Here is a 13,651-nt window from a genome sequence, read left to right as displayed (position 1 = left end):
ACCCGCGACCCGCGACCCGCGACCCGCGACCCGCGATGCGAGCGGCGACCGGGGTGCCCGTCCGGACCGGGAGGCGGCGGGCGGGAAACGCCTGCCCGGCGGCCGTGCGGTCACGGGGTCGGCACGCCCCACCGGGGCGGCCGGGGACGACGGGCGGAGCACCTCGTACCAGCCCGCCTTCACAGGCCACCGGTGGACGGGGGAGGATCATCCCTATGAACACCGTGGAAACATCAGGCCACTCACCGATCTACGAGCGATTGATCCAGGAACGCGGCGACGTCGTGTCCGAGTCCCGCAAGGCGGCTGAGCTCACCCAGCGCGTAGCACGCGACGCCCTGGACTGGAGCGGACTGCAACGCTCGCAGTCCGCGCGGGAGGAGCGCGCGTTCTCCCCGTTCGGCTGACGGAACGCGGCCGGGCGGTGCCGCGGACGTAAGCGCCGTACCGATCCAGGGCCCGGGGCGGGGGCCCTGGTACGGGACGGGTGACCGGCCGACCCGGGGGCGGAGGCTCCCGGACCACCGGCGGACAGCGGCGGTCGTGGACCTGCCGGGCTCGGCGGGCCCGGCGGGCTCCGCCCACGGATGGCGATGGTCCCCGGCGGACGCGCGTCCGGGTGTCCCTCGACCTGTGTTCGGCAAGCCGAAACCGTGTTCCAGGAACCCGGTCCGTTTTCCGGAAGGGCGTGCCGAGGCCGCCCCTACCGATCAGACTGCCCTCATGCCCGAAGCGCTGTGGTCGGACTCCCGGATAGGCCCGTACGTCCTGCTGGGACAACTGGGCGGCGGGGGCATGGGGGATGTGTATCTGGGTCGCTCGCGGGGCGGGCGGCTGGTCGCCGTCAAGGTCGTACGGCCGCATCTCGCGAAGGACCCGGAGTTCCGGCGCCGGTTCGCCGTCGAGGTGGCGGCGGCGCGGCAGGTCGGCGGCTTCTACACGGCGATGGTGGTCGACGCCGACACGACGGCCGACGCGCCGTGGCTGGCGACGGCGTACGTACCCGGACCGTCGTTGCAGGAGGCGGTGGACGCCCATGGGCCGTTGCCGGTCGGGACGGTGGCCGCGCTCGGCGCCGGACTCGCCGAGGGGCTCACCGCGATCCACTCCCACGGCCTGGTCCACCGCGACCTCAAGCCCGGGAACGTCATCTTCGCCGAGGACGGCCCCCGCATCATCGACTTCGGGATCGCCCGGGCCCTCGACGCGGCCACCCGCCTCACCGCGCAAGGCGTGATCGGCACCCCCGCGTTCATGTCGCCGGAACAGGTCACGGACGGTGAAGCGGGCACGGAGTCCGATGTGTTCAGCCTGGCGAGCCTGCTGGTCCACGCCGTGACCGGACGCGCCCCGTTCGGCGGCGGTACGACGTTCGCCGTCCTGCACCGCCTCATCCACGAAGAACCCGACCTGACCGATGTCCCGCCCACGCTCGCAGACCTGCTGGTGCCGTGCCTGCTCAAGGACCCGGCGCAACGGCCCACGGCGGCCCAACTGCTGGAGCGGTTCGCGGCGGCGACGGAGTCGTACACCCCCGCCGCGCGCCGCAACCCCGATCGGATCGCCACGATGATCGTGGAACGGGGTGCGCTGGCCGCGACCTGGATCATGGACGAGCCGGTCGTGGGCCGGGCCAGGGCGGACGAGCCGGGTGCGGGCCGGGCCGAGGTCGACGGACCGGGTGCGGGCCGGGCTCCGGTGGACGACCCGGGACGCGACCCGGTCCCGGTGGGCGAACCCGTGGTGGACCCGGACCCGGTGGACGAGCGGTTGCGAGGGGCGCTGCTGGCCGAGGCCGCCGACGCGATGGGCGCGCTGTACGCGAGGAGGGCGAGCGCGGACCGGATCGTACCGGTGGCGCTGCCCGCGTTACCGGGGGAACTGGCGCGGGCGGACCGGGTGACGGTGGTCCGCTGGCACAGGCGGCCGGGGGACACGGTAGCGGCGGGCGAGACGCTTCTGTCCGTGACCGACGGGCGGCAGCGCGCGCGGGTCGTCTCCCCGGCGGCGGGTGAACTGCGGGAGACCGGCCCGGTGGCCGGGGGGACCGTACGGGTCGGCGACCCGGTGGCGGTGCTGAGACGGCCGAAGGCCGCCGCGTCCGCCGCCAAGGACCCCAAGAACTCCAAGGGCCCCAAGGACCTCAGGGCGAAGGCCAAGCCGAAGCCGCAGGCCAAGGCGGCGACCAAGGCACCGGCGAAGTCCGGAGCGGCGAAGGGCCCGAAGCCGACCCCGGGGCCGCACGCGAAGCCGACCCCGAAACCCGGCCCGACGGCGCCCCCGAAGCCGACGCCCCCGTCCGCGACCACGGCCCCGCAGAGCGGCGGCGACGGGGCGGGGTGTCTCGGCTGGATCGCCCTCGTCCTGATCGCCGGGTTCGTCCTCTACTCGACGGTCCACTCGCAGGACATTTTCACGGCCGAGGCGGGCGACTGCGTCCGTATCGAGGACGGCGGCAAGGGCACCGCCTACGTCGAGCCCTGCGACTTCCCCGTTCCGTGGGACAAGACGTACAAGGTGCTGTCGGTCGACGCGCCGGGCTGTGTCGGCGGTGTGGCGCTGGGCTGGACGAGCGACGACAAGCAGGAGGCGATCAATCTGTGCCTCCAGGAGATCGACCCCTGGGGCTGAGGACCCCACCGGTGAGGCCGCGCCGAACGCGGTCCTGGACGCTTCCGACCGCTCACGCCACTCCTGCGGCAAGCGCCTTCACCCTTCACGGGATCCGCATGGATTCGTCACACATAGCTCGGGAATGCCGGAAAAGGGTTCGCGGCCGGGGATCGCGGCTACCATGACTGGCTCCGAAGGCGTACAAACGCAACTCCCCTATGTGCGAGGAGAGTTGATGAAGCAATGGTGAGGTCGTCACGTGTATCTGAGTGTCCCTTTCGAAGACGGTGAGGTCTTCGTCGTCGAGTTGCCCGCCGAGCAGGGCGCCGGAGTGATCCGGGCGAGCCGCGGTGACGAACTCTTCGGGGCGTCCGCCGAGACGTTCGAGTCGGGCATGGCCCGGGTGCAGCGGGTGGCCGCGACGATGCTGACACGGCTGGCGGACCTGCCGCGCAGTCCTGATCACATCCGTGCGGAGTTCGGACTGCGGCTCACGGCGGAGGCTGGCCTGGTCGTGGCGAAGGGGTCCGGGGAGGCGCACATCAAGCTGGAGCTGGAGTGGGACCGCCCCGAGAGCGGCGCGTGACGCCCCCGGGCGAGCCGGAATCCGCGTGGGAGCGCGGGACGGCCCGGGTGCTGCACGACGGCCGCCCGGTCGGGGTGGCGTTCCTGATCCCCGACCGGCTGCTGCTCACCTGCGCCCATGTCGTGGCTTCCACCGCGGGCCTCCGGGACGACGCACCGCTGCCGGAATCCCTTCCGGTCACCCTCGACTTCCCGCTGCTGCCCGGTCGCCCCGAGGCCACGGCCTCCGTGCACTTCAGCGTTCCCGTGGCCGCCGACAGCAGTGGTGATGTCGCCGTCCTGCGGCTGGACGCCGAGCCCCCGCCGGGTGCGCTGCCCCTGCGGATCGTGGCGGCGGAGAACCTGGCCGGGCACCGCTGGCGGGCGTTCGGCTTCCCGAAGTTCCCGGGCCGGGGCGGCGGCAAGGACGCCGGGATCTGGACCCGCGGCACCGTGGAGGGCCGCGAGGGCACCGGCTGGTGGCAGCTGACCTGCGACGAGGACGCCCCGTTCCCGCTGGCGGGCGGCTTCAGCGGGGCGCCGGTGTGGGACGACGAGTACGGCGGAGTCATCGGCGTCGTCGTCGCCGTGGAGGGGGACCAGCGACGCCGGACCGGCTACGCGCTCACCGTCGAGTCCCTCACCCGTGAGTGGCCGCAACTGCGCGGAAGGCTGCTGGCGGACAGCCCCTACCGCGAACTGCTGCCGTTCACCGAGCAGGACCGCGCCGTCTTCCACGGCCGTACGCTGGAGACCCAACGGCTCACCGAACTCCTCGAACACCAGCGGGTACCCGTCCTGCCGGTGTTCGGCCCCTCCGGCGTCGGCAAGTCCTCGCTGGTCGGCGCCGGTCTGCTCGCACACCTCGACAGCGAGCGGTACGTGATCGCCCGACTGCCCCACGGGCTGCGCCTCACCGCCGAGGAACTGCTGGCCTGGGCCCTGGCCTCGGCGGGGGACACGGACACCATGCGGGCGGGCTGGCACGACCGCTGGTCGGCACTGGCCCGGCAGCTCACCGACGAGCAGGGCATCCGAACCGCCGTGGAGCGGACACTGGCCCGCCACGGCGGACGGTCCCGGCTGGTGCTGGTGGCCGACCAGTTCGAGACGCTGCTCGCGGACGCGCCCGGCACGGCCCGCCGGCTGGACGCCATGCTCGGAGTGCTGACGGCCCGCCGCACGGACGGCAGCCGTCCCGCCCAGGCCGTGGTCGTCACCCGGATCGACTTCCTGCGGCAGATCGAGCAGCTGCCCCACCTCCGTACCGCGTGGGACACCACCTCCGTGGTGGTGCAGCCGATGATGCGGACGCAGCTGCGCGAGGCGATCGTCCGTCCGCTGGACGGGCACGCGGGGGTCCGGTTCGCCGACGGCCTGGTCGAGCTGCTGCTGCGCGACACCCCGCCCGGTCCGGCCGCGCTGCCGATGCTGGAGTACGCCCTGAGCCTGCTCTGGGAGCGACAGGAACGCGGACTGCTGACCACCACCGCGTACCAGGAGCTCGGCGGTGTGGAGGGAGCGCTGACGAGAAACGCGGAACACCGGCTGTGGGACTGGGCGGACGGCGCCGAGCGGCAGGCGCTGGAACGGATCTTCATCCAGCTCGTACGTCCCGGCGAGGAGCTGGACGCCGGGGAGCGCGGCCCGGACACCCGCCGGGTCGCCGCCCGCACCCAGTTCTCCGCGGGCGACTGGGCGCTGATCCACCGGCTGGCCAGCACCCGGCTGGTCGTGGTGACGCGCCGCCCGACCGGGCGCGACACCGCCGAGCTCGCCCACCAGGCACTCGTGGAGAAGTGGCCGCGGCTGCGGGGCTGGGTCGAGGAGAACCGCGAGTTCCGCGGCTGGCAGGAGGGTCTGCGCCGGTCCCTGCGGGCCTGGCAGGAGCTGGGCCACCCGCCCGAACTGGCCCTGGGCGGGGAGCAGATCGCGCGGGCGCGGCGGTGGATCGGCGTACGCGGCGCCGAGATCCCCGCCGAGGAGACCGGGTTCGTCGAGGCCAGCGACCAGATCCAGCAGCGTCTGGTCCGCCGCCGCCGTACGGTCCTGGCGGGCTTCGCCGTGCTCACCGTCCTCGGTCTCGTCGCGGCCGGGCTCGCCATGTTCAACGCCCGCAGCGGCAGCGAGCAGCGGGCCCTGGCCGCCACCCGGAGCCTGACGGAGCAGAGCCGCCGGTACGCCGGCTCCGATCCTGCCCTGGCGGCCCGGCTGGCCCTGGCCGCCCAGCGCGTCTCCCCGACCCCGGAGACCCGCGCCCAGCTCCTGTCCACGGTCTCCTCACCTCTGCGGGCCACGCTCCCGGGCCACACGGGAGAGGTGCGGTCGGTCGCCTTCAGCCCGGACGGCAGGACCCTCGCGTCCAGCGGGAACGACGGCACGGCACGGCTGTGGGACGTCGCGGGACGGCGGCAGTCGGCCTCGCTCGACGGCCGCACCAGCCAGGTGCACACGGCGGCGTTCAGCCCGGACGGCAGGACACTCGTCACCAGCCATGACGGCTGGAAGGCGCAGCTGTGGGACACCCGCACACGCAAGCGGACCGCTGTCCTGACCGGCGCCGGGAGACCGGCGGTCTTCAGCCCGGACGGGGACACGATCGCCACCGGCGCCCGGCAGGGCAAGGTGCTGCTCTGGGACGCCCGTACCCACCGTAGGACCGGTGAACTCCAGGCCCACGGCGACGACGGCTCGTGGGCCGCCCCGCTCGCGTTCAGCCCCGACGGCAGGACGCTCGCCGTCATCGTCAACGGACTTGGCACCAGCGCCGACGACAAGGCCGCGGTGCAGCTCTGGGACGTGGGGCAGAAGCGTCGCACCACCACGCTGAAGGGCCATACGGGTCAGATCCGCTCGCTGGCGTTCAGCCCGGACGGTGAGACGCTGGCCACGAGGGCGAGCGACGGCGTGACGCTTCTGTGGGACCCGCGCGGGCAGCGTTCCCCGGTGAGGCTCAGCGACTACAACGGCACCGGGTCCGCCCTGGCCTTCAGCCCGGACGGCCGGACCCTGGCGAGCGGGGGCCAGGACCGCTCCGTACGGCTCTGGGACGTGCGGGCACGCACGGCCATGGTCATGCTGACCAGCCATACCGGCCCCGTGAACGCGCTCGCGTTCAGTCCGGACGGCACCGTGCTGGCCAGCGGGTCGGAGGACGCCACCGTCCGGCTCTGGGACATGCGGGCCGGCCGGCCGCGCGCCGCCTTCGCCGGGCCGGGCGGTTCGGGAAGCCCGGCGGCCTACAGCCCGGACGGGAAGGTGCTCGCGACCGGCGACGGCGACGGGACCGTGCACCTGCGCGACGCCCGGACACGCCGCACCCTGGGCCGTCTGACCGGGCACACCGGCGAGGTGAACTGGGTGCGGTTCAGCCCGGACGGCCGCTACGTCGCCGCGAGCGGCGACGACGGTACGGCGGTCCTGCTGTGGGACGTACGCACCCGCCGCCGTCTCGCCTCCCTCGACGGCCATCGCAGCCCCGTGCAGCGCGTCCTCTTCAGCCCGGACGGCCACACCCTCGCCACCAGCAGCTACATCGACAGGACAACCCGCCTGTGGAGCCTGCGGACCTATCAGCAACTGGCGTCCTTCCCCAGCGCGGTCACTTGGTCGGCCTTCAGCCCGGACAGCGGGACCTTCGTGACCGGCGGCCGTGAGTCCTCGTCCGTGCGGCTGTGGGACGCGCGGACCCACCAGCACCTCGGTGACCTCGACGGGCCGACCGGCATGGTCGGCTTCGTGGTGTTCAGCCCGGACGGCAGGACCCTGGCAGCGGCCGGCTGGGGCGGCAGGCTGTGGCTGTGGGACGTCCGGCACCGCCGTCTCACCGCGACGGTCAAGGGGCACGCCGACGCCGCGGAGTCGGTGGCCTTCACCCCGGACGGGAAGACCCTCGCCAGCATCGGCCGGGACGCCGCGGTGAGACTGTGGGACGTACGTACACTGCGCCGCCTCGCCACCCTCAACGGGCACGTCGGCGCCGTCCGGTCGGCCGTCGTCAGCCCGGACGGCAGGACCCTGGCCACCACCGGCGACGACCGGACGGTACGCCTGTGGGACCTCCGGACCCACAGACAACTGGCCCTGCTCACCGGCCACACCGGTGCCACGCGCTCGGCTGTCTTCGCCCCGGACGGGAAGACCCTCACCACCACCAGCGGCGCCGACAGGACCGCGCGGGAGTGGGACACCGCCGCCTTCGGCGACCTCGCCACCCTCACCGGCGAGGCCTGCGCGATCGCGGGCCGCTCCCTGACCGAACGGGAATGGCGCCGCTACCTCCCCGACGGAGTCGCGTACCGCCGGATCTGCCCCTGAACCGTGGCCGAGGCCGGGGTGAGGGCCGGTGATGTCGTCGCAGGTGCTGGCGAGAGGATTCCGCAATTCATGTCCGGACAGGTGATTCCCTCTCGTGTGTCCCCGGGGAGCCTCTGAATGCTCGCTGCCCACCCCGGCCAGGGAAAGTGGTGTCCTTGGCGGGAGCTCTTCCCTTCTGTGGCGGCGGGCTAGGATGGAGAGACAGGGGTATTTAACTGTTCGAGCAATATGTACAGAAAGGCGCACCGATCATGACGCGGTCGACATCTCCTGCCGAGGGTCCGGGGCCCGCGCCGACCACGGACGACGCCGGGATGGTGCCGGTGCCCGCGTTCGCGCACGCGGCGCCGATCAGTCACGGGATCTTCCGGGTGGCGCGGCTGCACCGCATGATCGCCGGGCAGCTCCTGCGCCGGGTCGGACTGCATCCGGGCCAGGAGCTGGTGATGATGCACCTCTGGGAGCGGGGGCCGCAGCGTCAGATCGACCTGATCCGTCTGCTGGATTCCGACGCCGCCACCATGACCCGCAGTGTCCGGCGTCTGGAACAGGCGGGTTTCGTCCGCCGCCGCCCCTCGGACACCGACAAGCGCGCGGTCATCGTGGAGCCGACCGCCGCCAGCCTCGCCCTGCGGCGGGAGGTCGAGCAGGTCTGGGTCGAGCTCGAAGGGATCACCGCCGGTGATGCCACCGCTGAGGAGCGGGCCGCGGCCCTGTGCGTGATGGAACGACTGGAGCAGCAGCTCACCCGGTGGGCGGCGGCCGAACGCTGACGGGCCCGGCGGGGAAGCGTGCCCCGCACAAATTGATCGGACAAGTATTTCGGTGGCCTGGCCGCTTTCGTGGTGACACCGGGCGGACATCGGGCATCTGCGCCGCCGCCCGATGTGCGGCGGCCACTCAAGGACCTCCGTGCCTGTCACGCGCCCCGAAAGGGTGCGGAACGGGGCGAACGGGCCCGGCTGCGCACCGCCGTCCCTCGGCCGAGATCCACGCTACCTGCGGTAACCGTGTGTGCGATGGCTGTGGAGGGAATTTTCCGGCCCGGACAGGAATTGTCGCGTGTACGGGAACGGGAACGGGAAGGAGGCGGGAGGCGGGATGGGGACTCAGCGGCGGAGCGGTCACGGCAGAGCGCCCATGGCCGCACAACAGCCCTCGGACGACCGCCCGCCTCGTCCGGATCCCCGTCAGGTCCGCAAGCGTCCGAAGCGGTCCGCCCGTCAGTGCTGAAACGTTTCTTCATCGATCTGTCACCGAGCACAGGAGCACAGAACCATGGACATCAACGACCGAGTGGTCATCGTGACCGGCGGCGGCAGCGGGATCGGCGCGGAGACCTCGCGGCTGCTGGCCGGGCGGGGCGCGAAGATCGTCGTCACGGACATCAGCGAGACGGGCGAGGAGATCGCCAAGGGCATCCGCCAGGCCGGTGGGGAAGCCACGTTCATCAGGGCGGACATCAGCGTCGAGGAAGAGGCCGAAGCACTGGTGGCCAAGACCCTGGAGCGCTACGGCAGACTCGACGGGGCCTTCAACAACGCCGGTGTCGAGCAGGCCGGTGTCCCGCTCCACCAGCTCACCGCCGCGCAGTGGGATCGGGCGATCCGCGTCGATCTGACCGGGGTCTTCTACTCCCTCAAGTACGAGATCGCGGCCATGCTGGAGTCAGGCACCCGCGGCTCGATCGTCAACACGGCCTCGTCCCTCGGCCAGATCGCCGTGACCGACGCCGCCGAGTACGTGGCCGCCAAGCACGGTGTCATCGGCCTCACCCGCGCCGCCGCCGCCGACTACGGTCAGCACGGCATCCGTGTCAACGCCGTACTGCCCGGCATCGTGGAGACCCCGCTGATAGCACGGCTCTCCGAGGACCCCACGTTCTCCGGCAAGTTCGACGCCATGCGCCAGCGGCATCCCCTGGGACGCTTCGCCAAGGCGAACGAGATCGGTGAAGCCGTCGCCTGGCTGCTGTCCGACAACTCCGAGTTCGTCACCGGCGCGGCCATCCCCGTCGACGGGGGTTACCTGGCCGTGTGACCCCACGGCCAGGGCCGCACACGCGTGGGGTCCGGCCCGTCAGGTGCCGCCGGTCACCCCGGCGGCACCTGGAGGGCCGGGCGGACCACGGCACGGCGACGGTGCACCAGATGTCGGCGGGCTTGCCCGCGTCGAAGGTGTGGACCGTGCTGGTCCTGGCGTCGTGGCCGCAGACCGCAAAGGTGCCCCGGCGCACATCGAAGGTGCTTCGCTTCCCGCTGTGGGCGGTCGCCATGATCACCGAGTTCCGCAGCGGAACGGCACTCGATGCCCGACCGGCTTGCGGAGCCCCGGTCAACTGGGAAGCCGACCGCCTGGCTGAAGTGCCGTCGGATCGGAAGGCGCGTCAGTCAGCGGCGCGGGGACCCCCGGATGGGCGTGGTGGACCCGATGGCCGCACCCGGGTGGCGTAGTTCGGCGGGGGAGCGGCGGCACCACGAGCTGAACAGCTGATGATCATGTAAAGATGTGGCCCGCTCGGCCGAGCCGAACCGTCCTGCTTCCCGAGGGCCCGCGGAGGATCCCGTGTACGACAGCCATCCCACCGCCACGGGCTCCGGGGCGCTCGTCATCGGCTCCGTGGTCCCGCCCGGGTGGCCGGTCGCGCTGCTCCGGGTGCGGCTGTACTCCCTCGCCACGCTCAGGGACAACGGCTGGGGCACCCGCAGAAACGTCGAGGTCTCCCTTGCGGCTCCGGTCTGACCGGGTTCGACGGACCCGGGCCAGGGTTCCCGGACCTCCAGGAGGCGTGGCATGGACCGCCTGACCGCTCGGTGGCCGTATGTGCGCTGGCTTCCCGTGGGCCTGATCGTCGCGGCCACCGCCGCGGACTCCGCGACACCCCCCGAGTACACGTCGGTCCCGCTGGTCGCCTCCGCGTGTGTGCTGGCCGGTGCGACGCTGACCTTCCGGGGTACGGCGTGGACCGGGGTGTTCGCCCTGGTCGTCACGTTGCTGGCGAACTGGCATCTGGGACTGCTGAGCTCCGCGACCGGTTGGGGGGAGGCGCTCAACGTCGTACTCGCCACGGCCATCGCCCTCGACGTCAACCGTATGCTCGACCGGCACGGCAGACGTCTGGCCACCGCCCGGTCCGTGGCCGGTGTCATGCAGGGCGCGGTACTGCCCTCCCCGCCCGCCCGGATCGGGTCGCTCCTCGTGGCGGCCCGTTACGAGGCGGCCGACGCCGAGGCCAGGATCGGCGGGGACGCCTATGCCATTCAGGACACCCCGCACGGCATCCGTGTCCTCATGGGCGATGTCCGCGGCAAAGGGGTCGGGGCCGTCTCCACCACAGCCACCCTGATCGGCGCGTTCCGCGAGGCCGCCCATCATGTGCCCGGTATCGGGGACCTCGCGGACCGGCTGGAGCAGTCCCTCGAACGCGACCGTGCCCAGAACCCGCACAGCGACCGCGACGAGGAGTTCACCACCGCCCTCATCGCCGAGATCGACCAGCGGGGACATACCCTCCGTATCCTCAACCGGGGTCACCCCGCCCCCTATCTCATCCGGGACGGCCGCACCACCGAACTCACCGCCACCGCGCCCGGCCTCCCGCTGGGCATGGGCGGCCTCACCGACCAGCCCACCACCCCGGACTCCTTCACCCTCGCGTCCGGCGACACCCTGCTCTTCGTCACCGACGGCGTGACCGAGGCCCGCGATCCCGGTGGGGCCTTCTACGACCCCGTCGGGCTCACCGTCCCCGCCAGCGGTACCGACACCCCCGCGGCCACGCTCGACGCCCTCGCCGACGACATCCACCACTGGACCGGCGGCCCCCGCGACGACGACATGGCCACCCTCGCCATCACCCTCACCTGACCCGGAACGCGGGGGAGCCGACCGGTGTCAGGAGGTCCGTCCGTCGGCCGTTCTCAGAGGTCAAGGACGAGCCGGTCGCTCCGGCAGCGCCCGACGCAGATCATCATCGTGCGCCCGGCGAGACGTTCCTCCTCGCTGAGCACGGAATCCCGGTGCTCCGGTGTCCCGGCGAGGACCCGGGTCTCGCAGGCGCCGCAGTATCCCTTCTCGCAGTCGTAGGACAGGCCGCTCACGGCATCGCGCAGGACCTCGATGAGCCGTCGGTCGGGCGGCACGGTGAGGGTGCCCCCGGTGCGGGCGAGCCGGACTTCGAAGGTCCGGTTCGCCGTGGCGTCGAACGCCGCTTCGAGGTCGTCCCCGGCGCTGAAGCGCTCCAGATGCAGCCGGTCGGTACGGTCCAGCCGGGCGCACTCGCGCTCGACGGCCGCCAGCATCGGCGTCGGCCCGCACGCGTGGACGGCGGTGTCCGCGTCCAGCGCGCCCAGCAGCCGGGGGAGGTCCGGCAACCCGGCCTCGTCCTGGGGGAGCAGGGTGAGCGCGTCGCCCGCGACGGCGGCGAGCTCGTCGGCGAACGCCATCGTCGCGCGGGTGCGTCCGCCGTACACGACGGTGAACGGCGTGCCGCGCCGGGCGGCCTCGCGGACCATGCTGAGGATCGGTGTGACGCCGATGCCGCCCGCGAGGAACAGATAGGACGGCGCGTCCGCGAGCGGGAAGTGATTGCGCGGCCCGCGCACCGCGAACACGGCTCCGGGGCGCGCGAGTTCGTGGAGCTCGGCCGAACCGCCCCGGCCCAGGGGTTCCCGCAGCACCCCGATACGCCATGTCGTGGCGTCGGCGGGGTCTCCGCACAGCGAGTACTGGCGCAGCCGTCCCGAGGGCAGCCGCAGCTCGATGTGCGCGCCGGGCCGCCACGCGGGGAGTTCACCGCCGTCCGGCAGACCGAGGCCGACGGCGACGACACCCTCGGCCGCGGTGCGCACCGCGGTCACCCGCAGCGGGGTGGCCGTGCTCAGCGCACGGACCGCGCCCGCCGCCGTGGTCGCCGGGGGGCCGGGTGTGAAGAGCGCCGGGACCGCGTCCCAGCCGGACTGGTTGCCGCGTGTCGGGTAGGGGACCAGCCCTTCCTCGATCACCCGGTAGTCGGGCAGCCGGGTCAGGACCTGCGTCATCATCGCGCGGAACATGGCCCGTGCGAGGTGGGCTCCGGCGCACCGGTGCGAGCCGATCCCGAAGCTGAGGTGCCGGCTGGCGTCGCGGTCGAGCCGTATCTGCTCCGGCTCGGGGAACACGGCGGGGTCATGGTTGGCGGCGACCCAGGGGATCAGCATCCGGTCGCCCGCGCGCATCGGGCAGCCGCCGACCTCGACATCCCCGGTGACCGTGCGCGCCATCGACTGCGACGGGGCGAACGCGCGCAGGAACTCCTCGGTCGCGCCGTCCAGCAGATCGGGGGAGTCGATCAGCCGCCTGCGCTGTTCGGGGTGGCGGGCGAGGTGGACGAGCGTCGAGCCGGTCAGGGAGGTGGTGGTGTCGACGCCGCCCGCGATGAGCAGGCCGATCACCGACACGAGTTCGTCGTCGTCGAACCCGGCGCCGTCGGCACGGCGGCCGGCCAGCAGGGCGCTGACCGCGTCGGCCCTTGGCGCGGCTCGCCGTTCGGTGATCAGCTCGCGGATGCGCCGGTCCATATAGGCCAGCCCCGCGGCCCCGCGCGCGGCGCGTTCGCTGCCCGCCGGTGCGGCGAAGATGTCGTGAACCGGTCCGGCGAGCCTCGCCCAGTCCTCCTCGGGGAAGCCGAGCCAGTCCAGGGTGACCGCGGCCGGCAGCGGATTGGTGAGGTCACGGACGAGGTCGCAGGAGCCGAGCTCGATGAAGTCGTCCACGACACGGGCGGCGTGGCGCTCGATCATGGGCACCAGTTGCCCGACCGCCTCCGGGGTCAGCAGCGGGTTGATCAGTTGCCGGTACTCGGTCGAACGCGGCGGGTCGAGCTCGATCGGGAACTGTTCGAGCCCCGGTCCCTTGGGGATGACGATGCCGACGCCCTGCCCGCCGTGGTCGCCGCGGGCCGACGAGAACGTCGCGTCGTCACGGGCGATCCGGGCCACATCGGCGTAGCGCGTCGTGTAGTGGAAGCCGCCGTGGGCGGCCGAGCGGCCCACCGGGCAGCTCTCGCGGAAGCCCGCGTAGTAGGCGACCGGATCGGCGTTGGCCTCGTCGGAGTGATGGTCGAAAGCGGTGTCGAAGTCGGCGGACATGGTGGCACGCTCCACGTGCTCGTGACTGT

General features: G+C 72.7%; 9 protein-coding genes. 8 read left to right on the top strand and 1 reads right to left on the bottom strand.

Annotated features, from left to right (window positions below; translation table 11 throughout):
• Window positions 1–215: 215 nt before the first annotated feature.
• The 8 genes from OG711_RS04295 to OG711_RS04260 all read left to right on the top strand — a co-directional run bounded on the left by OG711_RS04295 (window position 216) and on the right by OG711_RS04260 (window position 11,361).
• Entirely contained in the window at window positions 216–407 is a 192-nt protein-coding gene (locus OG711_RS04295) for a hypothetical protein (protein ID WP_073786584.1), read from the top strand.
• Window positions 408–723: 316 nt separating this feature from the next.
• On the top strand, window positions 724–2,631 hold the full coding sequence (locus OG711_RS04290; RefSeq protein WP_329558433.1) for a serine/threonine protein kinase: 1,908 nt from the start codon (window positions 724–726) through the stop codon (window positions 2,629–2,631).
• A gap of 241 nt (window positions 2,632–2,872) precedes the next feature.
• Window positions 2,873–3,199, top strand: coding sequence for a CU044_2847 family protein (locus tag OG711_RS04285; protein WP_329558432.1), 327 nt, complete (start codon window positions 2,873–2,875; stop codon window positions 3,197–3,199).
• Window positions 3,196–7,494: an nSTAND1 domain-containing NTPase gene (locus OG711_RS04280; protein ID WP_329558431.1), complete on the top strand. Its 4,299-nt coding sequence runs from the start codon at window positions 3,196–3,198 to the stop codon at window positions 7,492–7,494. Before OG711_RS04285 ends, OG711_RS04280 begins: the two co-directional genes overlap by 4 nt.
• Window positions 7,495–7,745: 251 nt before the next feature.
• On the top strand, window positions 7,746–8,267 hold the full coding sequence (locus OG711_RS04275) for a MarR family winged helix-turn-helix transcriptional regulator (protein WP_073786563.1): 522 nt from the start codon (window positions 7,746–7,748) through the stop codon (window positions 8,265–8,267).
• A gap of 505 nt (window positions 8,268–8,772) precedes the next feature.
• Window positions 8,773–9,534, top strand: a complete 762-nt coding sequence (locus OG711_RS04270) for an SDR family NAD(P)-dependent oxidoreductase (RefSeq protein WP_329558430.1) — start codon at window positions 8,773–8,775, stop codon at window positions 9,532–9,534.
• A gap of 525 nt (window positions 9,535–10,059) precedes the next feature.
• Window positions 10,060–10,236, top strand: coding sequence for a hypothetical protein (locus OG711_RS04265; RefSeq protein WP_329558429.1), 177 nt, complete (start codon window positions 10,060–10,062; stop codon window positions 10,234–10,236).
• Window positions 10,237–10,287: 51 nt separating this feature from the next.
• On the top strand, window positions 10,288–11,361 hold the full coding sequence (locus OG711_RS04260; RefSeq protein WP_329558428.1) for a PP2C family protein-serine/threonine phosphatase: 1,074 nt from the start codon (window positions 10,288–10,290) through the stop codon (window positions 11,359–11,361).
• A gap of 53 nt (window positions 11,362–11,414) precedes the next feature.
• On the opposite strand, the gene OG711_RS04255 is transcribed toward OG711_RS04260, so the two are convergent.
• Window positions 11,415–13,637 (bottom strand): cytochrome P450/oxidoreductase, encoded by a 2,223-nt coding sequence (locus tag OG711_RS04255; RefSeq protein ID WP_329558427.1) that lies wholly within the window; start codon window positions 13,635–13,637, stop codon window positions 11,415–11,417.
• Between the last annotated feature and the right edge of the window lie 14 nt (window positions 13,638–13,651).

The organism is Streptomyces uncialis, assembly GCF_036250755.1.
GTDB lineage: Bacteria > Actinomycetota > Actinomycetes > Streptomycetales > Streptomycetaceae > Streptomyces > Streptomyces uncialis.
The sequence above is the reverse complement of the archived record's forward strand: the minus strand, read 5'-3'. Positions and strand labels throughout refer to the sequence as shown.

What these genes read in the sequence shown, in the direction of transcription:
- OG711_RS04295 (WP_073786584.1), top strand. Translation starts at nt 216, where the DNA reads ATGAACACCGTGGAAACATCAGGCCACTCACCGATCTACGAGCGATTG.
- OG711_RS04290 (WP_329558433.1), top strand. Translation starts at nt 724, where the DNA reads ATGCCCGAAGCGCTGTGGTCGGACTCCCGGATAGGCCCGTACGTCCTG.
- OG711_RS04275 (WP_073786563.1), top strand. Translation starts at nt 7,746, where the DNA reads ATGACGCGGTCGACATCTCCTGCCGAGGGTCCGGGGCCCGCGCCGACC.
- OG711_RS04270 (WP_329558430.1), top strand. Translation starts at nt 8,773, where the DNA reads ATGGACATCAACGACCGAGTGGTCATCGTGACCGGCGGCGGCAGCGGG.
- OG711_RS04260 (WP_329558428.1), top strand. Translation starts at nt 10,288, where the DNA reads ATGGACCGCCTGACCGCTCGGTGGCCGTATGTGCGCTGGCTTCCCGTG.